We start from the raw sequence: 20730 nt of genomic DNA, 5'->3' as shown, positions 1-20730 counted from the left end.
AATCGTATTAAAGCATTATGCCTTTAGATCTTACGGTTTTAAAAACCTCTGCTTGCTCAGTTATCCTCGATTTTTTATCGTTTCTACTTGTTTTTTCCTTTCATAGGGAGGATCTTTATCTACTCTGAAAGATACCGCTGTAAAAAATGACTTCTTACATAGGATAGGGACAATACGCTGTAATCCTCGGCAAGATGCCGAACTGTTAATGATCGCTTAATGGCTGGTTAATAATAATGGAAAAGCGTTGAGGCAATGATAATGAAAAAGGCGATTGGGAACCTGGACCTGAATCGACCCGAATTACGGCACGAAACTGCCGGTGGTGTTGCTCTGCAAAATACCAAGTCTGTTAAAGACCAGTTACTGGAAGAGTTGGTTGAGCTGGAAAAGCAAATGGAAGTATTGGAACAAGGCGCTGCTAACGTCGACTTCTCGATGCTGCAAACCTATAAGGAAATGATTCACTCAAGGCGAGTTTTCTTTAACGAACTTAATCACTAAAAAGAGTTTGTTTCAGGGAGTTGCGGTTGAAACTTCATTCTTTTTATTAGCTTAAATAGGTCGCTAAGAAAGTTAGCTTAAGCTGAAAAAGTTGTGAGCTGTAAAGTGCTTGGTGCTTGGTGCTTGGTGCTTGCCGGCTTTGCTCCTTGCTCTTGCTCCTTTCTTTCCCTTCCCTTTGCTTAGTGTGGCTAGCTACCAGGCAGACCTTCACCCGGTTGGCTTATCGCTGGCTGTTCCTGTGGGGCTGATTGTGGTTCTTTAACCAACTCTACCGCGTAATCAATTCTCAACCACCAGGGCTGAGCCTGGAAGTGACGGCTTCTGCGGCATCCGCTTCTGCGATCAAGCCCCGCAGGCATAGGCAGGTCTTGATCCCGTCTATCCGCAGATACGCGTCGGTCGCTAAAAATGGAACGGCTTTTATCCTTCACCAGATTGCCTCGAAAAACTAAAAAATCAGTACGCAAACTCAGAATGAGCGTCCGTAAACTGTTACGTGTAACTCTAACAGATCCAAAGCCAAATGGCTTTGAACAAATGCTTAAATTTTAATGTCTCTTGCTGATTGTTGATTTCAATCAGCAACCGCATGCAAGTGCTGGCTGACATAGTTAACTTTTAACCACCAGTCCTGAGTATTGGATTGAGCAAAGGTTTTTCTGCGGCAGGGTTCGGTGTTGCCGGTATCGGAATGGTTGCTTGTTAAGGTTCGTCGGTCGTGAAAAATAGACTCACGGCTGGTTGCAGGCAGGTGTTTATTATTCATTGTTATAGTCCATTACTGTTATCAATTAATGGACTTAGAGTAGCAACCGCCTGGCCAGCGTGACTGTGTGATTATCAATGTTCTCAGTGTGAATAGTTCACACTATATGTAGTGTCTGCCGCCGGAGCCGTCGTTTCAGCTCTGGGGGCTTATTTGGCTGCGGTAACTGGAGGGAGTCTGGCCGGTGTAGCGTTTAAACATCACATTGAATGATGTCTTGGAGTTGAAACCTGCGGCAAGACCGATATCCAGTAGTGACTTTTCCCGGTTGTCTGGTGCTGCCATTAATGCCTGTGACTCAATAATTCGCGCTTTATTAATATACTCAGAAAAATTGCAGTCGTAGTGCTCGTTGATCACTTCAGAGAGCAGCCGTGCAGAAATACCCAGTTCTTTCGCTAATTCTTTAACGCTGATTTTAGGGTTCAAAAAGGGTTTATGCTGTTGCATAAAATTAGCAAGCTGTTGCTCGACTTCGGGATTGGGTGAGCGCTCCCGGGGGGTGCCAGCTTCCAGGTCCAGAGTAATAGCGCGCTCTTCACTGTTGATGGGGGGGAGCAGCGACGGCGAGCGCATGCCCTGATAAACCAGCAGAGTGAGGAAGAAACTGACAATGGCGGTAAAGATCATATCGGACAGGTAGATATTCTCAAGAATCATCAGGTCCATCGTGTGGCGCAGGCCTTCAAAAACAATCAGGGCGCTATAGATATACAGCACCCGCCTGAGCCAGCGCAAGCCGGAGGGGGTGCCAGATGAGCGGGTATTTTCAACCACTTTGCTAAATTGGAACAGCAGCCGGTAGCTTGCTATCAGATAGACAATAATTAACAGCCCTACCATGGAGCTAAGGTAGGCGGAGTTAACTGAAAATAGTCCCACCGAGGTCAGCGCTAAGGTAAAAGGGAGTAAATGCACGAGATGATAGGGCCGATAGCGAAAATCCTGATAGAGCAATTCTCTGATTGAAAAGTACACCAGTGGAGCGTAGATAAAGCGCACAGAATTCGATAAATCTGTAACCATCGGCAGCCCCTCGATCTCAGCAATCATACGGCAGGCCGTATGAATGGCCAGGCAGAAAAAATACCCGCTAAGGGCATAACAGCGTTTTGTAGAGTACAGGTAATAGCCGAGTATAAAACTCAGGATGGCCAGTAAAAACTGAAATACATTAAGCCAGCTAATTAGCATAGGAAGTAACGATGGTATGACTAAAGCAATATTATAGTTATTTATTAGAGGGCTATTTATAAGGGTAAATGAGCATAGAGGCAAGAACCACAGGCGGGTAAAAAGTAAAAAAGCCAGCCGTGCTTAATACCCTCGAAGCCTGCTGTCGAGGTGAGCAGTAGAGCGGTCAAGGCTAAAAGGAGAGCGAGACGGTGATCGGTGTAGGCTTGGCTTGAAGAAGGTGATTGCCGATAAAAAAAGAGCCAGCAAGCTGCCGGCTCTTTTTGTGAGACCACTAAGGGCTTAGCGAGTCCAGATGGACAGTGAGTTTAAGTCGAAACTACCGAAGATAATTTCATCTTTACCATCACGGTTAAAGTCAGCAATAACCGGTCCGCCGGCCTGGCCGTTGCCATCGCTGCCCGGTAGCTGGTGCGTGATAAACGAGCCATCTTCCTGTTGCTCCATCCAGTAAACAGCGCGAGAGCCATCACCGGATACCGCAATATCCAGCCGTTCATCATCGTTTAAATAACCGACTTTCGCAGTACCTGGCGCTGATTGGCCAACACTGCCTTCAACTGGGAAGTCACCGGGGTTACTTAAGGTGCGAACCGCCCATGGCAACCGTGGATTATCTCCTGGAGTGAATTCATAAACCGCAGGCTCCGGGTAGAGTGCGAATGGAGGGAATGGAATATTCGCATTGGTATGGTTGGTCGCAATCCAGCGGGTTACGCCATCACCACGGAAGTTTTCCACTGGGAAAATAGCAAAACCGGGCCCTTCATTAACACCAATAGCATGCTTGGCAAAGGTGCCATCACCCAGATTTTCAAACCAGACATAAGAGGCTACGTCGGCAGTGCGGGCAAAACCCGGTACAAATGGCTGGCCTGAAACAGGGCCAAAGTATTGTGGAGAAACTACATCAGCATCGCCATCGCCATCAACGTCGTACGCTTCAATTAATCCACCGCCGCCGATACCAACAGTTTGGGCAGGCTCAAAAGTACCGTCGCCATTACCAGCAAACAGGTGCAATTCAATAATATCGTCTTCGGGAGCAGAGGGATTGCCCGCATCTTCACCGACACTGATGATATCTTTATGGCCGTCGCCATTAAAATCGTCAAAAGCTACCGAGTGGTAAGAGAATGGGCTGTTGGTCACCACATCATTACGTAACCAGACATTGCCATTCCAGTGATTTTCCCACCAGGTAATTGAGCCGCGGGCCTGGCCACCAAAGGTGTCAAAGAAGCTGCCGCCGGGTACGATAACATCCGTTCTGTTACGGCAGAAACGCTGTTCGATATGACAGTCTTTCACATTGGCCAGAGTGGGGCGGTTTGGCACAGTAATATTCTCATCTTCAGAGACGATAGTGACCTTATGCCACTTCTCATCCAGCGCAGCACCACGTCCAAAACCTAATTTTTGGTACAGGGTGACCGTACCGCCGTCAGGAAATACCGGGCCGTATGGGGTAATCGCTACATCGCCGAAGGCGCTGACGACTAATTCCGGGCGTTTACCAATGGCAAGATTGCCATCTACAACAAAGGCCGCACCGGCAATATCGGCATCAATGGTCAGTTTGGAATATTCGGGGACTTCTGCTGCGCCATAGGAGCTGGCAATGGCCAAACTCAGGGCAGCTACTTTTGATATTAGCTTCATGGTTTTTTCCTTGTGGTTATTGTTAGTTTTGTAAAGTGATTGCCGCAGCTATGCCGGCATATATCGGCAGTCTGCTGTTCATAGTTCCCCCCCAGAACAGCAAGCGAAGCTGGAGAGCAAAGCAAGGAAAAGATTAATGGTTTGAGATAACAGAGTCGTTCAAAAACACGAACTGGAACTTATTATTATTTCTAACAATATCAATGACATGTGTTATTGCTTGCAATAAATATAGCGTCTGGCGTACAGGATCGTGATGTTGTGCCCGGTGGCAGGTAACCGCTGTCGCCCGCAGGCGTTAGGGTCATTGGGTGGGCAAACTCTGGGCTTGTCTGGCAGGCTAACGGCTACAGACCTCCTGGTCTAGCGTTTTAGCATCAAAGGCCGGGTCTTTATTGATATCGACACTGACTATCACCGGCCGCCCCAAGTTACCCGGAAAGCGTTTTTCTGCACTGGGAGGGTATCCCAGATAGGTGGGAACCGAAAGATTGTTGCTCAGCTCAGGGGGTGTCGTCAGGGGGGTGGAATCTACCTCGACACCGTTAACATATAGCCTAAGCTTGCCCCCAGCAGCCTTGGCGCTTCTATAGGTTTTAAACTGCCCGGACACCACCACGGAGTGGCAGCCTTGATCGATAGCCTGCCCACTATTGAGTTGGTATTGGCCTATTTGGGCAGTAAAGCCGGTATCTGCATGGTAAGTTAACTGCCAAAGCCCAGACTGGTCGGCAATGGGGAGTTGCAACGACCGCGCCTGCTCTTCCAGCTCAACAGCAATAGCAAATGTAAAAGCCTGCCAGCCCGGCGATCTTAAAAAATTATTCCCGGTCAGTTGTGCATTGCCTTTCTGGTCGATTTTATAATGCGTTTCAATACGCCTTACTTTTCGGTGCCACTGCCAATAATCACGATTTAGTGTCGCAGCAACTTCAGGGTTGCGATCAAAAACATTGCTGGCACCACTGGGCTCTGCCTGCAAATCATACAATTTTGCAGGTTCTTCATAAGCAGGCGCAGATTGATCCAATCGCCAGCGGCCATCGGCGGAAAGAACGCTGAAGAAGTGGAAGCCCTTGCTGGCTACTCCCCAATAAAGTGGTTGCTCGGGAAGTGGTTGGTCGTAAACGGCTGGACGAATATCGCGGCCATCAATACCCGCAGGTACTTCAGCCCCTACCGCCGCAGCGAGTGTAGGAAATATATCCATCAGGCTAACCACTTGATCAACTTCTTTACCCGCTGGAAATGTCCCCGGCCAGCGAATCATCAATGGCGTGCGCAGGGCCCCCTCTCGATACTGCATTTTTCTACCGACAAAGGGGGCATTATTATCGACCTGCATATTGGTGCCACCATTGTCACTGGTAATCACGACAATCGTGTTTTCACTTTGCCCTGACTTTTCCAAAGCATTAAGCACCTTGCCGATATTGCTGTCCAAATGGTCCGTCATAGCATAGTAGTGGCCTTGAGGATTGTCCTGACGGCGAGCGGCAAAACGAGGTGCTGGCTCGATGGGAAAATGAGGCAGGTAAGTCCAATAATTAATAAACCAGGGGCGCTTGTCCTTGGATGCCTCGATGGTGGAAATCGTACGCGCCACTAAAATATCTGACAAATGTCCCTGATAACGCTGCCCTTCGGGATTTTCACTGCTCATCAGCCATGGATTAAAATAGGTGCCAGGGCTGGGGACTAACTTGCCATTGGCCTTTGTGCCGGACAGCAGCCATTGGCTTAAAAAACCAAAGTAGCGGTCAAAGCCCTGATGATTAGGCCGCGCTTCGGCTAATTGCGTATCGCCAAGATGCCATTTACCAATATGATAAGTGCTATAGCCACGCTCACGTAAAGCGTCGGCCATTGTAACCACGTCTGGAGAAATACCTCTGGGGAGCGGACGATAACCAAGCCGCGCAGGAAATAAGCCCGTTAGTAAAGCTGCACGAGAAGGTGAGCACACCGTATCGGTGTAATGACGAGTAAAGCGCACACCCTCGTTGGCAAAATGATCAATATTGGGCGTACGTGCCATCGGGTTGTTATTGGAAATACCAATATCGTTAACGCCGAGGTCATCAACCAGAATCAATAATATATTGGGGGGTGGGGTGGCTGAGCCGCAACTAGCCAGTATCAATGCCAGTAATGCAAGGCGTGCCATCGTCGTCATTGCTGCGAATGGCTGCCAAAGCCTGTAACCGGCCATGCCTAAAATCAGCCTGACTAGTGCTACTAGCTGGCGATGTAAAATGATGATTCCAGTTGGCATTAAAGGTCGGCTATTATGATGGTCGCTACCACTTATCATGATCGCTATAGTGCGGCCAATAGTAATACACTTTCGAGTATTAGCAAATTAACTTGTCGGGCTCAGCGGTGTTTGAGTAACACGCCCGGTTATAGGGTCTGAGTACTACATGGATGCCATCAAACTGTATCTCTGCAGCGTTACAGCATAGTGTTCTACTAAGGTAATCTTGTTAGAAAAAAAGCGCCCGCTGGTTGCCAGGTGAAGGGCTTCTAACGGCCCGTGGGTGTGTTTTATAGGTTGAGGGTCTTTTCAAGGGCGGCCGTGGATCAAGGTAGACTTTGAATAAATGGGCGTTTATGCTTCCGATGCTCTCGAAACGCACTTCCAGCGTGATATATCAGGCTAATGCGTTTATCGCCATTGCACTCTTAAGGTAAGGCCAGATCAGGGAATACAGTCAAGTATTGAGGATTTATGTACGAATTTGAAGTCGATTTTAAACAGTATCGTGCGGAAGATGTTCCAGCTGATGTTCAGAAAGCATTCCAGTTAAATACTGAAGTTTTTAAAGATGTAGAGGCGATTTCTCCCCTGCTGTGGGAAGAGCATTGTACTGAATGTGCAATGCCTGGCTGTTACTCAACCTGCGATATCTATGAGCCTCGCAAAGACGGTAAGTGTCGACGATTCACCCATGGCATTTCTAAAATTGCTGCGGAAAGTGGCATGTTGGACTACATCGTCAAGGTTGATTTCAAGCGTTGGGGGTCATTGATGGCCACCAGTAAAGTTGGAGTGAGCGACCTCAGTTTGACGCAGTCAGCAGAGAAAAAAATTCAATGGGTCGAAGATATTGCAAGAAATACCCCTGATAATTGGTTGTCCATTGCAGGTCGACGGGGTATCAGTACGAGACTCGCTCGACGATATAAAAAAGGTGTTGTCGAGAAACTTCTCAACCATTCTGGCGCTGATGCTTCTCCTAGCCATTTTGTTCTCGAGATATTTAATCCGTCGGATGCTGTGGCTGATATTACCTTTACGATAAGAGCTGAGGGGGGTGAAAAAAATAGCTTCCCTTATCAGCAGCGGCTCAAATTACCGAAGGGCTTTCATAGCGAGGTCATTGAGTACAGTGAAATCGCAGGGCATATTGATCCTGACGAGAAGCACTTTATCTCCTTTGTTCCAAACCAGTCAGGGGAAGATCTACAAGGAACCAGCCTCTATTTTGGCTATCTTGGCTTTGTTAAAAAGCCTGCCGCTGAGAATAATCTTGTCACAGAAAAAGCGCACGCTGGAAAAACAGTCAAAGTCGTTGCCTGGGATCTGGACAACACCTTGTGGGATGGCATTCTAGTGGAACAAAAGGATCAGGACAGTTTGCAACTCAAACCTGATATCGAACACATTATAAAAGAGCTTGACCGGCGCGGCATTGTCAATTCGATTATCAGTAAGAACGATCATGAAAACGCCATGGCTAAACTGCAGGAGTTTGGCATTGATGACTACTTCGTGTTTCCTGAAATTAGCTGGGAGCCCAAGAGTGTCGCTATGGGGCAGGTGATTAATAATTTCAACGTCAATGCTGATACCGTTGTGTTTATCGATGACTCGCCTTTTGAAAGAGAAGAGGTCGCATCGCAGCATCCTCTTGTCAGGGTATTTCCAGAAACGCAATACCAGCAAATTCTTAACAAAGATGAATTTAACCCCGAAGTGTCGGTTGAATCGGGACGGCGTCGTGAATTTTATAAAAATCAGAAAATACGCAACGCGGCAAAACAAGGTTTTAGTGGTGCCTATTTTGACTTTGTTCGCAGTTGTGAGATCAACCTCAATCTGTGCAGTGGTAAAGTCGAGGAAATTGATCGTATTCACGAACTGATTCAACGAACCAATCAAATGAACTTTTCTGGCAACCGCTACAACAAAAGCGAATTGCAACGTATTTTGCAAAGCGACGAATATGATACTTATCGCCTGAAGTGTGATGATAAATTCGGCGATTATGGGACGGTAGGGTTTTGTGTCGTTGAGAATGAAAAACCACAAATGATAGATCTTGCTTTTAGTTGCCGGGTGCAATCAAAGCGAGTGGAGCACGCCTTTATTCGCTGGTTGTTAGAGCGATATAAGGCGGCAGGGAACGACAAGTTTCTAGCTACCTACAACAAAACCGAGAAAAACACACAATCAGGAAAAGTGTTTGCTGATATTGGTTTTATTGAGGAAAACCCGGGTTTGTACTCATTCTCCCTGAGTTCTCTTATTGAAGATGAAGGGCTTATTCAAATTAGTTTTGAAGGCTAAACCATGTTGTCGAACCCGAAAGTACTTTTGAAAGCAGCAAAACAACTTTTACTGGAATCAACCTTCAGTAAGTCACAGTATATTGAGCTTGATAAATGTCTGGTGTCTTTTACCTTCGATGACGTACCCGTTTCCGCTGTAACCCATGGCGCTAAAATCCTTGAAGATAACAATGTCAGAGGAACTTACTATGTAGCATCGGGAATTAATCCCGATGGAAGTTCTTTTTTAGCTCCAGAGCATATGTACCAGCTCGCTGATGCGGGCCATGAAATAGGTTGCCATACGTTTCATCATACGAATTTACGTTGGGCATCCGGGGCGGCTACGATAGCGGATTGTTCCCAAAATACTCAGGCTATACAAAAAATATTGCCAGAGTACGCTATAAAAAACTTTGCCTATCCCTTTGGTTCTGTGGGGCCGCGTTCAAAGCGTGTGCTGAGAAATCTGTATACAAGTATGCGAACCAGTGATGAAGGCTTGAACGTAGGGAAAACCGATTTATCTCATCTTCGCGCGGTTAGCCTGTATTCTGAGACATTTAGTCGCGAACATATTCTCAACATCCTAGAGCAGGCAATTCAAAAAAAGGCATGGTTAGTCTTTTACACCCATGACGTGGCGGATGATCACGGGCCATGGGGAACATCGATCGATGATTTCCAATGGGTTGTTGATCAGTGTGCCAATAGACAGTGTGAAATTTTGCGAGTTGATGCTGCGCTCAAAAAGATTGGTGCTGACTCGTAGTTAGTGGTTTAAAATATTAGACTGTCGCCCTAAGGTTTTTATTTTCAATACGTTTTAAACAAGTCTTCTTACGAAAAAATCGCTAATAAAGCTTTTTATTCGATTCTATTTCCTTTTTTCGTAATCTCCAAAAAATAAAAGCCTAAAGCATGGCCTTGGCGGATTTCTCTGCGGCTTGCTGTCTCGTGGAAAAGCGAATGGGTGGCCGCTTTGCGTAGACGGAAATTTATTTGATAATATAAAATCAACAGGGTATCGTTGCGAAATCAAATGATAGTCAATGGATTGATGTTCTTGAATCTTATCAATATCGACATGCATAACAGTGGATTGTTTGCTCCGGATATAAACAATGAAGCTATAGATCGAAGAGTTAGGTAGTTACAACCTTGGATTGTTTATAACTACTATCGGGATTATGATCCCACATTGGGGAGGTATATTCAGGCTGACCCTATTGGGATAATGAAAGATTATTCCGACCCTACAATGCAGGTAGCATTAAAGCAGGGAATTAATTTACAAGGTGGTACGCATCTCCACGATCCCTTTCGGCTCAATCATAATTATGGGTATGTTGAGCAGAACCCATTCAATGCAGTTGATCCTTTTGGTTTGGATAGCTTTGGTTCTAGTTTTGGTTCAATTGGAAGCGTAAGCGGCGGTGGATTACCTCTTCCTCTAGGGTTTGAAAACGGATTTGATAACGCTGTAGATCAAGGCAGGTGTTTTCTTAGTTGTGTGTTAAAAGAAAAAATAGTTAGTGTGCCAGCTGATTATGCTCAAGATAAAGTTGTGAACATGGGAGGGGAGCTAGCCAAGCAAGGCGCAAAAAGGGTAGGCTATGTGCAAATAGTTATACTTTTTAACGAATGCAAAAAGGAAACAAAAATAAATACGATTAGAAAATATAAAGAAAAAGACCTCGAGAACGTCGTTGATATTTGGTATCAATCATCTACTCTGGCACATCCATTTCTTGAACCTGACTTTGTGAAAAAAGTAAAAAAAGATATGCACGAAATTTACATACCAAATTCCGAAACATGGGTTTATGAAGAGGAAGATAAAATTGTTGGCTTTATCGGAATGATTGGCAACGAAATCGGCGGTCTCTTTGTTTTGCCTGATCAACACTCAAAAGGAATCGGCACAAAACTGGTAAATCTCATTCTTGAACTCCACGATGAACTCGAAGTAGAAGTTTTCAAAAAGAATAAAATTGGGAGAGCATTTTATGACAAATACGGTTTTGAGTTTATGAAGGAATATTTTGATGAAGCGTCGAATAATGATGTTTTGAGGCTAAAATTCAAAAAGTAAAAAATCTTTCTCTAATATCAAACTAGAGAAAATTAAAAATTATATGTTTTCAATCCTTTCTTTTATTTCAGTTAACCGCAACCAGTTCTGATAAAAGAATGGGAGATTTGCAACATTTTCCATATATTGAAAAACATACATTATTAGTGCAAATAGAGAGCCATACTGCACGATTCCGTCATCAACGGAAATAATTATAGACATAACCAAAAAGCTAATTAAGATTATAAAAGCGATAGAAAAATTTATTGCCTCAAGATCTGACAGTTTGATATTCCACTTCATTATATCTCGCAGATGCTTATCAAGATGAGAAACTTCATTTTTTGAAATTGCAGCTACCTGATTTTCAAGTTCGTCATTATAGGATTTGTTCAACGAAACTGTTTTTTTGCTTGTAGCGACATAAACAATAAATATTAAAACTGTAGCAACAATGCTTCCTATAAAAACATTAAGATTCAAAGAAGCAATAATTACAATAACTCCAACTAGACCAATCACGCTTGCAATCAATTCAGGAAGTGAGTTTTCCATAAACTCGACCATTTCCCTAATCATTCCCAAACGAGCAGTTTCTTTGAAGAATCATTATCTTTGATTTTTGAAACTACCTTTGAGCCAAGCACTTTAAAAATTTCTGCGAATTCCGGGGACAGTTTACTTAACTAACGGATAGTACAAAGAAGAGATAAGTAAACTGTCCCCAGAATTCAGTGGAAACAAAAGTTTGGCATTTGAGGTGGGGTTTTTGGCTTCTGAGGTGTTTAAGATAAGTGAGCGTTTGTGAAAGCGGGCTTCTGTTCTTCCTATACTCAGCCAATAGATCGCCCGCGCCGTCTTCTTTTACGGAAGTAGCTATTAATACTGGTAAGCAGCATGGCGCGTTTTATCTACCAAGAGATGAATGGATAAAACCAGTAGTCTTTTGGATAAAGGAAAAATAAATATTATTTTTGAGTGCTCTTTAATTTTGATTTTTTTGATATCCTCGCTAGCAGTAATTAGTGAAGCAAGAGAAAAGGAAAATGCCCAGCTCAGCAACACGGTAGGGGATGGTTTTAACGACAGTACAAAGCCATAAGGCAGCAGACGTTTGATCAAGACATGAACAACCCAGTTAGTATCTTGGGGGTATTTTAAATAGAATGAATGTTGTGCCGCTGATGGCATAAACCTCTAGATTTCCTTACTAAAATTACCTACAAGAATATTACTCTGCGAAGTCTCTATTTTAAGTGTGTCTAAATAATCGGCCCATTTCTGCATCATCTCGGCCCTTTGTGGTAGGTGTTTGGTGCGGTTATAAGCTCGACCTAAGGTGTCCCGTACCTGATGCGCCAGTTGGTGCTCTATCCACTCCGCCCGAAAACCCAGTTGCTCATCAAGTATTGTGCGTGCAGTGGCACGAAAACCATGAGCGCAGTGAACGGTTTTGGTATCTATCCCAATATTTTGCAAGGCTTTGTTAATGGTGCCATTGCTGGCGTGATGGGTGCGACGCTTGCTTTGGTTGGGGAAAACATAGCGGCTCTGTCCAGTAAGGGGATGTAAGTCTTTTATTATGGCTATAGCTTGTTGTGGCAGTGGTACAAGGTGAGCAGTCTTCATTTTCATCTTATCTGCAGGTAGTTGCCATTCGCCGGACTCTAAATCGATCTCTTGCCATTCCATGGCAATCATTTCGCCAGGTCGCTGAAATAATAGGGGGCAAAGGGCCAGCAATGAGCGGACAATATGAGTACCTTGGTATTCGTCTATAGCGACTAATAGTTTTCCCAGTTCTGCTGGCTCGGTGATGGCGGGGCGGTGATTGGTTTGCTTAGGCGATAATGCCCCTTTGAGATCTTGCACGGGGTCATGAGTGCAGCGTTGGGTTAGTCTGGCATAGCGAAATATTTGGGAAGCAACTTGGCGGCCGTTGTGAGCGGTTTCTTTGGCTCCACGATTTTCTATGCGTTGCAGGGTGGTGAGTATTTCGGCGGCGCTAATATCGCTGACAGGGCGTTTGCCCAACCACGGTATCAGGTCGTTATCAATCAGAGCTTTGCGCTTTTTTGCGGTGCTTGTCGCCCATGTGGGCTTTTGCTTTTCATACCATTCAAGGGCCACTATCTGGAAGCTATTAGCAGCGGCTTCACTTATTGCAGCTTTCTTTGCCAGCTTGGCTGCGCCTGGGTCGGTATCATGTTCTAACAGCTTGCGGGAGGTGTCGCGTTTGGAGCGGGCTTCTTTTAGAGTGACTTCTGGATAGACACCATAAGCTAGCCGCTTTTCTTTGCCGTTGAAGCGGTATTTGTGTCGCCAGTACTTGGAGCTGTTTGGGAAAACCTCGAGATATAGCCCCTTTTCATCTGCGACCCTATAGGTCTTATCTCTTGGCTTTAAATTCCTTATTTTTGAATCAGTTAGCGCCATTTATCCCTCCCTTTGGGGGCACAAATTATTGGCGTTTGGGATGTGCCCCCATATGTGCCCCCAAAATGCTCCGGATGTGGGGGCATGTCCTTGGATGGCTTAGGAAGCAGTATAAACAAAAAAGCCCCGCAGTGCGGGGCTTCTAGGACGATAATGGACATTATCGATTTATGTAATGGTGCCCGGTCGCGGAATCGAACCACGGACACGGGGATTTTCAATCCCCTGCTCTACCGACTGAGCTAACCGGGCAAACCTGATACTTGCATTGACCACTATTTGAACAATCGGCCAAGTCACAAGAGGCGCGTATTAAACAGGGAAGCAGCGCCTGAGTCAAGAGCGACTATTACCCTTATTTATTCTCTTCCGGTACATAGCCATCGGCTTTGGCATAGTCCTCGCCAGCCATAAACTTATCCATCTGTTCTTGCAGGAATTGGCGGTCCTTGGCATCAATCATATTGAGCTGGCGCTCGTTAATCAGCATGGTTTGGTGGGCCAGCCATTCTTCCCAGGCCTTTTTGGATATGGTGTCAAAGATCTCCTGCCCCTTGGCGCCGGGGTAGGGTGGGGTATTTAGACCCTCAAGGTCCTGTTGGTATTTCTTGCAAAACACAGTGCGTGACATGGTAATTCGACTCGTTAGATAAGTTTGGCCATCAGCTTTTTGATGGGGGCTGCCAGGCCGATAGTTGCTGGTTGGTGCAGGTTATACCAGAGCTGTCGGTCAGCTTCCATGACTATCGACGGGGCTTTATCGAGGCTAATAACCACCGGGCTGATATCCAGGTGGTAATGGCTAAAGGTATGGCGATAGCGATCCCAGTGCTCGATATGGCCAGGTGCCTGACCCAAATAATCCTCACAGTAGTGGCTGGCATCCTCATCGGTGCTGATTTGAGGGAAAACCCATAAGCCGCCCCAAATTCCGCTGGGGGGTCTTTTCTCCAGTAGCAGTTCATTCTCTGCATTTTTGATAATCAGCATCTGTGTGGTTTTGACGGGCAGCTTTTTCTTGGGTTTTTTACCGGGAAATTGCAATTCAGTGCCGTCTGCATGGGCGATGCAGTCTTTCTTCAGGGGGCATAGTGCACAGGCTGGTTTGGAGCGGGTGCACAGGGTGGCGCCTAAATCCATCATCGCCTGACTGTAGTCAGCAACTCTTTGCCTGGGGGCATGGGCTTCTGCTACCTGCCAGAGGTTTTTTAATACCGCCGTTTGTCCGGGCCAGCCTTCGATAGCGTGGAAACGGGCCAATACCCGCTTAACATTGCCGTCCAGAATGGCGGCGGGTAGCTGGAAGGCAATGGAAACAATGGCTCCGGCCGTTGAGCGGCCAATACCGGGTAATTCGCTAAGCCCTGCCACGGTATTGGGAAACTCTCCCTGATGCTCAGCGCAGACTAGCTGTGCCGTCTTATGCAGATTGCGAGCGCGGGAATAATAGCCCAGCCCCGTCCACAGATGCAGTACCTGATCTTCACTGGCTGCTGCCAGCGCTTCCACGGTGGGTAGTTCTTCCATAAAGCGCTGGAAGTAGGGGATAACTGTACTGACCTGAGTCTGTTGCAGCATAATCTCCGACACCCAAACCCGGTAGGGGTTAATCGCCTGTTGCCAGGGCAGATCTTTGCGGCCGGAGTGGTCGAACCACTGCAATACCCGTTTGCTGATATTGATAGAATCTCTGGGTTTCGTCATTAATTGGGGTCTATAGGGTGGATTGTTGGGGTGTTTGGCCCTGCTTATCGGTTTTATTCCCTGTTTTTAGCATCTGGGAGCAACATATAGATGTAATGCTGGTGCGCTTTTTTTATAATACCCAATTCGCCGTAGAAAAGCTGCGGCTCGCATCGTTAATCTAGGTTTATATAAACAGACCTTTTGGAGAATCTTTCATGGCGGATCGTAAAGCCACCATCAGTCGGGATACCCTCGAAACCCAAATCACTGTATCGATCAATTTGGACGGTACCGGCGAAGCCAGATTTGATACCGGTGTCCCCTTTCTTGACCATATGATGGACCAGATTGCCCGTCACGGTTTGATTGATCTGGATATTCAGGCCAAAGGTGATTTGCATATTGATGCCCACCACACAGTGGAAGATATTGGTATTACCCTGGGCCAGGCCTTTAACGAGGCGGTAGGCGATAAAAAAGGCATCGTGCGCTACGGCCACTCCTATGTGCCTTTGGACGAAGCCCTGTCACGGGTGGTGATAGACTTTTCTGGCCGCCCCGGCCTGGAATGGCATGTCCCCTTTACTCGCGGTTCGGTCGGTGGCTTTGATGTCGATCTGTTTATTGAGTTTTTCCAGGGCTTTATCAATCACGCTAAAGTGACACTGCATGTTGATAATCTGCGCGGTAAAAATACTCACCACCAGGCCGAGACCGTGTTTAAGGCGTTTGGTCGTGCCCTGCGTATGGCGCTGGCTGCGGATGAGCGTATGGAAGGTGTGATGCCCTCAACCAAAGGCACGCTGTAGCTGCTTTTTGCATAAGCCGGTACTACCGGCTTAATTTTCATTTTAATGGGTTAAATTATCAGGGTTAGCTCTATGGCTAAAAGTACCGTTGCTGTCATTGACTACGGCATGGGTAATTTGCATTCTGTTGCCAGTGCTGTTCAGCATGTTGCGGATACTATGAATAACCGTGTCGAGGTTATTGTTACCGGCGATGCTGAAAAAATTATGGCGGCTGATCGGGTTATTTTTCCCGGCGTAGGTGCAATTCGTGATTGCATGGCAGAGATTCTTCGCACCGGGGTGGATCAAGTGGTAGCAGAAGTTGCCGCGAGTAAACCCATGCTGGCGATTTGTGTAGGTATGCAGGCCTTGATGAATAGCAGTGAAGAAAATAACGGTGTTAATTGTCTGGGCTTATTCCCTGGCGAGGTAAAGTTTTTTGGTAATCCATTAAATGATACCGATGGCAGCACACTTAAAGTTCCGCATATGGGTTGGAACCAATTACACCAAACTATTGACCACGCTATGTGGTCCGGTATTGAACAAGATAGCCGTTTTTATTTTGTGCACAGCTATTACGTGCATACTACCGAACCGTCTTTAGTCGCGGCAACGGCAGGCTATGGCGTTAATATTCACGCAGCGCTCTATCGCGATAATGTGTTTGCTGTGCAGTGCCACCCGGAAAAAAGTAGCACAGCAGGTTTGCAATTGCTGGGCAATTTTTTGCAGTGGGATGGCCAAAGTTAATTTTAGAATTTGATCCATTTGATACAGACTGGTAGTTAAAACATGTTAATTATTCCTGCAATAGATTTAAAAGATGGTGCCTGCGTTCGTCTACGCCAGGGTTTGATGGATGATTCCACCGTTTACGGTGATGATCCGGTGCAAATGGCAAGCCGCTGGGTAGAGGCGGGTTGCCGCCGTTTGCATTTAGTGGATTTAAATGGCGCCTTTGATGGCAAGCCGATAAACGGTGAAGCGGTTACCGCTATTGCTAAAGCTTATCCTGACCTGCCTATCCAGATTGGCGGCGGTATTCGCAATTTGGAAACTATCGAGCATTATATTAATGCCGGTGTAAATTATTTAATTATCGGCACCAAAGCGGTTAAAGAACCCGAATTTGTCAGCGAAGCCTGTAAAGCTTTTCCCGGGCATATTATTGTGGGGCTGGATGCCAAAGACGGTTTGGTCGCCACTGATGGTTGGGCGGAAGTGTCTGATATTAAAGCCACCGAGTTGGCAAAACGGTTTGAGCAAGATGGTGTTGAATCGATTGTTTATACCGATATCAGCCGCGACGGTATGATGCAGGGCGTGAACGTTGAGCAGACAGTCACCATGGCGCAAGCCTCAAGTATTCCAGTGATTGCCTCTGGCGGCGTTACCAATATGGATGATATTAAAGCGCTGCAAGCGGTCGCTGGCGAAGGTATTTTGGGAGCTATTACCGGTCGCGCTATTTATGAAGGTACGCTGGATGTTGCAGCGGCTCAAACGTATTGTGATCAAACATAACGTCATTGTAGGGTGGATTATAATCCACCAACATACAGTGGTGGTTTTTGGTGGATTATAATCCACCCTACGTAAGTGGAACATTATGGGTTTAGCAAAAAGAATTATTCCTTGTCTCGATGTTGATAACGGTCGTGTTGTTAAGGGCGTTAACTTTGTCGATATTCGCGATGCCGGTGACCCGGTAGAAATCGCCAAGCGCTATAACGAGCAGGGCGCGGATGAAATTACTTTTCTGGATATTACGGCCACCCATGAAGGCCGCGATACGACCGTGCATACGGTTGAGAAGATTGCTGCTGAAGTATTTATTCCATTGACGGTAGGTGGTGGCATTCGCGAAGTAGACGATATTCGCACCATGCTAAATGCCGGTGCCGATAAAGTGGCGATTAACTCCGCGGCTATCCACAATCCGGATTTTGTCACAGAGGCGGCTGAGCGTTTTGGTTCTCAGTGTATTGTGGTGGCCATTGATGCCAAGCAAGTCAGTGCCGAAGGCGAACCTTTGCGTTGGGAAATTTTTACTCACGGTGGTCGCAAACCTACCGGTATTAATGCGGTTGAGTGGGCGGTAAAAATGGTGGCCAATGGTGCCGGGGAAATTTTGCTGACCAGTATGGATGGCGACGGTACTAAAAACGGATATGACCTGCCATTAAACCGGGCAATTAGTGAGGCAGTGTCAGTGCCGGTGATTGCTTCAGGTGGTGTGGGCAATCTACAGCATTTGGTTGATGGTGTGGTAGAAGGTGGCGTGGATGCCGTATTAGCGGCGAGTATTTTTCACTTTGGTGAGCACACGGTACCAGAAGCAAAACGCTTTATGGCCGAGCAGGGAATAGAAGTCAGGTTGTAGCAGGGAATAATCTGGCGCTAAGCTAGTCTGTTAGCGCCGCATAGAGTCGTGATAGTGTTTTAGGTTCGGCCAGCGACATAAACTCAATAAAATCATCAAGTCCCTTGCGGGCATCTTCCTTATCACCAAAGGGGCCGATTGGCGCGCCTTCGCGGGTAGAAAAGAACCACTCTCCTTGTGCGGCAAAAAAGCGGTCGGAGCGCATTGGCAGCGAGCTACCTATTTCACCGGCTCTATTTACAGTACGACTCATTGTGATTTGGCCCTTTCCTGGCTCATTTTTAGTTTTTAACAGTTTAGCGTTATTTCTCTACATTGAAAGGTTTTTCTCTACCCTTGGTTTCCTAATGGTTTGAATAGGCAGGTTTTTAAGGGGGAGCCGCTATTACTGATGTTTTTGTGACGCTTTTTGGGGCGCTATTCGCCAATTATTTGTCTTGGTGGCTGTGGCTCAGTTGGCTGACATTTTCAGGCCAGGAGCAGTTGGCTGGAGCCTGCTCACATTGGGCTCTTACTAAGCCAGAGGCATTAACTAACATAACCCCTTGTTCGGCCAGTAATGGCAGTTGCTGTTCTAAAAAAGCCAGGGTTTCAGGGTAAGGGTGGCCGATAGCCACGGCCTGCCCCTGTTGTTTAGATAGCCTGATTAATTGGTCAAATTGCTTGGCAATAGCGGCGGGGGTGCGCTGGTTATCTAAAAACACATCCCGTTTTAATGTGGGTAGCTGCTGCTCCCTTGCGGTGCGTTCGGCGACGGTCAGTGGGCTGGTGCGGCTATCGACAAAGTAGAGGTTTTGCTGTTTTAGTGCTTGCATCAGCCACGACATTGGCTGTCTAAGTTGGGTCAGCAGGCTGCCCATATGGTTATTAACCCCTTTGGCATGGGGGATTGAAGCAAGGTTGTCGGCCAGGGTTGCCAAAAATTGCTGTTGATTCATTTTAGGGGTTAAGGTGCCGGGGCCGGTAGGGTAATCATGCAGATTGCTCATCGGTGCATGCAGCAGGATTTCTTTTTGTTGGCGGTTGGCTTCATTAGCCAGGCTTTTGCTATGGCTGCTGTGGGGCAGAAAGGCATAACTCACCGCCCCAGGCAGGGCAATGGCCCGTTGCCCCAGTTCGAGGTTATTACCCATATCATCAATAATCAGAACTATACGGGGGGTGGGTGATTCTGCAAAGCAGCTGGCAGCCAGGCTAAGCCAAAAAAAGAGAACAATGTTTTTCATGACTGGGGCTTATAGGGCTTTCTGCTCTTCCGGTTGTTCCGTCTTGCTGGCGACCTTGGTGGCTTTTTCATTAAGGCTGAGGATATGTAGACCTTTCAGTAGATTTAACGCTTCATAGAGTTGGTTGTCGCTATTAAACAGCTTGTCTTTGGCTTTGCTCTGGCGTTTTTTGCTATCGCTTTCATCGCCATCGGTGCTGCTTAAGTGCCCCTGTAAATCCGCTTCGGTGACACGATCGCGCGTTTTAATCGCTTCGATTTTGGCGCGTTCTACCACGATATCCGGGACAATACCCTGGGCTTGGATAGAGCGGCCATTGGGCGTGAAGTAGCGGGCGGTAGTGAGTTTGATGGCGTGTTTTTCCGACAGTGGCACCACAGTTTGCACCGAGCCTTTACCAAAGCTGTCAGTCCCCATAATCACCGCGCGGTGGTGGTCTTGCAGGGCGCCGGCGACAATTTCAGAGGCCGAGGCGGAGCCGCCATTAATCAGTACAACCACAGGCACGCCGTTGGTCAGGTCGTTGGGAGTGGCCGAATATTCTGAGTGAGAGTCACTGAGACGCCCTTCGGTATAAACAATCAGGCCCTCTTCCAGTAAGGTATCAGCCACCTCAACGGAGGACTGCAATATGCCGCCAGGATTATTACGCAGGTCGACCACCAGGCCTTTCATCGGGGTGTCCTCGGCCTGTAGTGATGTAATAGCTTTGCGAAATTCACTGCCGGTTTTACTTTGGAATTGGGCCACGCGGACATAGCCAAAACCTTCTTCCAGAGTTTTGCTACGGACGCTGACTACTTTAATAATATCGCGGGTAACGGTGACATCAAAAGGTTGGCGGATACCTTCGCGGACAATGGTCAATTCAATATCGCTGCCCTTTTTACCGCGCATCAATTTTACGGCTTCATTAAGCGACATGCCCTTAACAGGTTTGCTATCGAGCTGGATTATCAGGTCGCCACTTTCAATACCGGCCTTTTCAGCAGGGGTATCATCAATCGGTGAAATCACTTTGACGTAGCCGTTTTCCATGCCCACTTCGAGACCCAGTCCGCCAAACTCACCGGTGGTGCTAACTTGCAGGTCGTCAAAGGATTTGGCATCTAAATAGCTGGAGTGGGGGTCAAGGCCGGAGAGCATGCCGCGGATGGCATTTTCCAGCAGGGTTTTATCATCGATCTCTTCGACATAGCTCAGGCGGATATGATTAAACACATCGGCAAAGGACCTTAATTCATCCAGCGGTAGTTTGCCTTCATCAGTGGCCGCGGCTTGTTGGGATGCCGGTACTTCATCCGCGCTATTTGCGTCGCTGGGCTGTGCATTAAGGGTAAAGGAGGTACCCAGACATACACTGAATAACAGGCCAATTCCGGTTTGCTTTGTGAACGATGACTTCATAATGCTGCTCATTAAATAGCTTTACTCATTCCTTTATAACG

The 20730-nt window shown here is 46.8% G+C and carries 21 protein-coding genes and 1 tRNA gene; 8 read left to right on the top strand and 14 right to left on the bottom strand.

The features are described from left to right. The first annotated feature begins 261 nt into the window (after positions 1-261). Positions 262-504: a hypothetical protein gene (locus tag BST96_RS05495; protein ID WP_085757737.1), complete on the top strand. Its 243-nt coding sequence runs from the start codon at positions 262-264 to the stop codon at positions 502-504. 188 nt (positions 505-692) lie between these two features. Here BST96_RS05495 and BST96_RS05490 read toward each other — a convergent pair whose 3' ends face one another. From BST96_RS05490 to BST96_RS05470, 5 genes are all read right to left on the bottom strand, one after another. Further along, positions 693-935 carry a hypothetical protein gene (locus tag BST96_RS05490; RefSeq protein ID WP_085757736.1) on the bottom strand — a complete coding sequence of 81 codons (243 nt, stop codon included), beginning with the start codon at positions 933-935 and terminating at the stop codon, positions 693-695. A gap of 143 nt (positions 936-1078) precedes the next feature. After that, positions 1079-1270, bottom strand: coding sequence for a hypothetical protein (locus tag BST96_RS05485; RefSeq protein ID WP_085757735.1), 192 nt, complete (start codon positions 1268-1270; stop codon positions 1079-1081). A 135-nt stretch (positions 1271-1405) separates the two neighbouring features. Continuing rightward, entirely contained in the window at positions 1406-2464 is a 1059-nt protein-coding gene (locus BST96_RS05480) for a helix-turn-helix domain-containing protein (protein WP_085757734.1), read from the bottom strand. A 282-nt stretch (positions 2465-2746) separates the two neighbouring features. Beyond that, the gene (locus BST96_RS05475; protein ID WP_085757733.1) at positions 2747-4126 is read right to left on the bottom strand and encodes an FG-GAP repeat domain-containing protein; all 1380 of its coding nucleotides are present in this window, start codon (positions 4124-4126) and stop codon (positions 2747-2749) included. 340 nt (positions 4127-4466) lie between these two features. Then, positions 4467-6401, bottom strand: a complete 1935-nt coding sequence (locus BST96_RS05470) for a sulfatase-like hydrolase/transferase (RefSeq protein WP_206045405.1) — start codon at positions 6399-6401, stop codon at positions 4467-4469. Between the two features lie 456 nt (positions 6402-6857). Between BST96_RS05470 and BST96_RS05465 the strand changes: the two genes are divergently transcribed. The 3 genes from BST96_RS05465 to BST96_RS20680 all read left to right on the top strand — a co-directional run bounded on the left by BST96_RS05465 (position 6858) and on the right by BST96_RS20680 (position 10775). Next, the gene (locus BST96_RS05465) at positions 6858-8699 is read left to right on the top strand and encodes an HAD-IIIC family phosphatase (protein ID WP_085757731.1); all 1842 of its coding nucleotides are present in this window, start codon (positions 6858-6860) and stop codon (positions 8697-8699) included. Positions 8700-8702: 3 nt separating this feature from the next. Next, positions 8703-9452, top strand: a complete 750-nt coding sequence (locus tag BST96_RS05460) for a polysaccharide deacetylase family protein (RefSeq protein WP_085757730.1) — start codon at positions 8703-8705, stop codon at positions 9450-9452. Between the two features lie 465 nt (positions 9453-9917). Continuing rightward, positions 9918-10775 carry a GNAT family N-acetyltransferase gene (locus tag BST96_RS20680; protein WP_206045404.1) on the top strand — a complete coding sequence of 286 codons (858 nt, stop codon included), beginning with the start codon at positions 9918-9920 and terminating at the stop codon, positions 10773-10775. A 39-nt stretch (positions 10776-10814) separates the two neighbouring features. Here BST96_RS20680 and BST96_RS05450 read toward each other — a convergent pair whose 3' ends face one another. The 6 genes from BST96_RS05450 to mutY all read right to left on the bottom strand — a co-directional run bounded on the left by BST96_RS05450 (position 10815) and on the right by mutY (position 14897). Beyond that, positions 10815-11342: an ABC transporter six-transmembrane domain-containing protein gene (locus tag BST96_RS05450; protein ID WP_157117866.1), complete on the bottom strand. Its 528-nt coding sequence runs from the start codon at positions 11340-11342 to the stop codon at positions 10815-10817. A gap of 294 nt (positions 11343-11636) precedes the next feature. Then, positions 11637-11948 (bottom strand): hypothetical protein, encoded by a 312-nt coding sequence (locus BST96_RS05445; protein WP_085757728.1) that lies wholly within the window; start codon positions 11946-11948, stop codon positions 11637-11639. Positions 11949-11954: 6 nt separating this feature from the next. Then, positions 11955-13193: a tyrosine-type recombinase/integrase gene (locus BST96_RS05440; RefSeq protein ID WP_085757727.1), complete on the bottom strand. Its 1239-nt coding sequence runs from the start codon at positions 13191-13193 to the stop codon at positions 11955-11957. Positions 13194-13369: 176 nt separating this feature from the next. Further along, positions 13370-13445: transfer RNA gene (locus tag BST96_RS05435), tRNA-Phe, on the bottom strand. A 103-nt stretch (positions 13446-13548) separates the two neighbouring features. Further along, positions 13549-13824, bottom strand: a complete 276-nt coding sequence (locus BST96_RS05430) for an oxidative damage protection protein (protein ID WP_085757726.1) — start codon at positions 13822-13824, stop codon at positions 13549-13551. 14 nt (positions 13825-13838) lie between these two features. After that, entirely contained in the window at positions 13839-14897 is a 1059-nt protein-coding gene (mutY, locus tag BST96_RS05425; RefSeq protein ID WP_085757725.1) for an A/G-specific adenine glycosylase, read from the bottom strand. A gap of 197 nt (positions 14898-15094) precedes the next feature. Between mutY and hisB the strand changes: the two genes are divergently transcribed. From hisB to hisF, 4 genes are all read left to right on the top strand, one after another. Continuing rightward, positions 15095-15688, top strand: a complete 594-nt coding sequence (hisB, locus tag BST96_RS05420; protein WP_085757724.1) for an imidazoleglycerol-phosphate dehydratase HisB — start codon at positions 15095-15097, stop codon at positions 15686-15688. A gap of 72 nt (positions 15689-15760) precedes the next feature. Beyond that, a complete protein-coding gene (hisH, locus tag BST96_RS05415) occupies positions 15761-16423 on the top strand; it encodes an imidazole glycerol phosphate synthase subunit HisH (protein ID WP_085757723.1) in 663 nt (220 codons plus the stop codon). 42 nt (positions 16424-16465) lie between these two features. After that, positions 16466-17197 (top strand): 1-(5-phosphoribosyl)-5-[(5-phosphoribosylamino)methylideneamino]imidazole-4-carboxamide isomerase, encoded by a 732-nt coding sequence (gene hisA, locus BST96_RS05410; RefSeq protein ID WP_085757722.1) that lies wholly within the window; start codon positions 16466-16468, stop codon positions 17195-17197. Positions 17198-17282: 85 nt separating this feature from the next. Beyond that, positions 17283-18056 (top strand): imidazole glycerol phosphate synthase subunit HisF, encoded by a 774-nt coding sequence (gene hisF / locus BST96_RS05405; RefSeq protein WP_085757721.1) that lies wholly within the window; start codon positions 17283-17285, stop codon positions 18054-18056. Positions 18057-18078: 22 nt separating this feature from the next. Here hisF and BST96_RS05400 read toward each other — a convergent pair whose 3' ends face one another. From BST96_RS05400 to BST96_RS05390, 3 genes are all read right to left on the bottom strand, one after another. Beyond that, positions 18079-18309, bottom strand: a complete 231-nt coding sequence (locus BST96_RS05400) for a DUF6316 family protein (protein ID WP_085757720.1) — start codon at positions 18307-18309, stop codon at positions 18079-18081. A 175-nt stretch (positions 18310-18484) separates the two neighbouring features. Continuing rightward, on the bottom strand, positions 18485-19282 hold the full coding sequence (locus tag BST96_RS05395; protein WP_085757719.1) for a divergent polysaccharide deacetylase family protein: 798 nt from the start codon (positions 19280-19282) through the stop codon (positions 18485-18487). A gap of 9 nt (positions 19283-19291) precedes the next feature. Beyond that, on the bottom strand, positions 19292-20689 hold the full coding sequence (locus BST96_RS05390) for a S41 family peptidase (protein WP_085760478.1): 1398 nt from the start codon (positions 20687-20689) through the stop codon (positions 19292-19294). Between the last annotated feature and the right edge of the window lie 41 nt (positions 20690-20730).

It is taken from the genome of Oceanicoccus sagamiensis (genome assembly GCF_002117105.1).
GTDB lineage: Bacteria > Pseudomonadota > Gammaproteobacteria > Pseudomonadales > Dasaniaceae > Oceanicoccus > Oceanicoccus sagamiensis.
The sequence above is the reverse complement of the archived record's forward strand: the minus strand, read 5'-3'. Positions and strand labels throughout refer to the sequence as shown.